Here is a 634-nt window from a genome sequence, read left to right as displayed (position 1 = left end):
GGGGGAGGCGGCGGGGGCGGGGGCGGCGGAGGAACCGGCGCAGGCGGGGCCGGCGGCGTCACCACCGGCGGCTTCACCGGCACGTTCACCGCGGCCGGCGCGGGCGCCTGCGCGGGCGAACCGGCCTTGGCACCGGCCGAGGCCTGACCGAGCTTCTTCAGCTCTTCGACGTTCTTCGACAGTTCGGCGACGCGCGACGAGTTCTCCTTCGCCTCGCGCTCCTTCGCGACCTTCGCTTCCGTGGACGCACTGCCCTTGCTCAGCGTCAGCTTGTCCGGCGTCGGGGCGGCGGCCTTCTTGCGGTCGTCGACCTCGGCCTGCACGGTGCCGCTGGTCTGGCGCGACGCGCCCTCGACCTTCGACGGCGCCACGCCGCTGGCGAGGCGCTGGCGGTAGGCGCCGAAGTCGGCGCTCTGCGCCTGGATCAGCTGGCGCGCATCGGCCGGCGTGATCGCCTTCGCGGTCTCGGCCGACGGCACGGCCAGCACGGCACCGGCCTTCAGCCGGTTCATGTTGCTGTTCAGGAACGCGTCCGGGTTGCCCTGGTACAGCGAGGCCAGCATCTGGTCGAGCGAGACGCCCGGGCGCTTGTTCGCACCGGCAATGCGCGACAGCGTGTCGCCCGGCTTGACCT

At 73.2% G+C, this 634-nt stretch carries 1 protein-coding gene; it reads right to left on the bottom strand.

Annotated features, from left to right (window positions below):
• On the bottom strand, positions 1-634 hold a 634-nt coding region (locus AC1D01_RS37705; RefSeq protein WP_477875067.1), incomplete at both ends, for a type IV pilus assembly protein FimV.

Source organism: Rhizobacter sp. P3_B12 (assembly GCF_056402895.1).
This window is presented reverse-complemented; position numbering and strand designations above follow the sequence as displayed.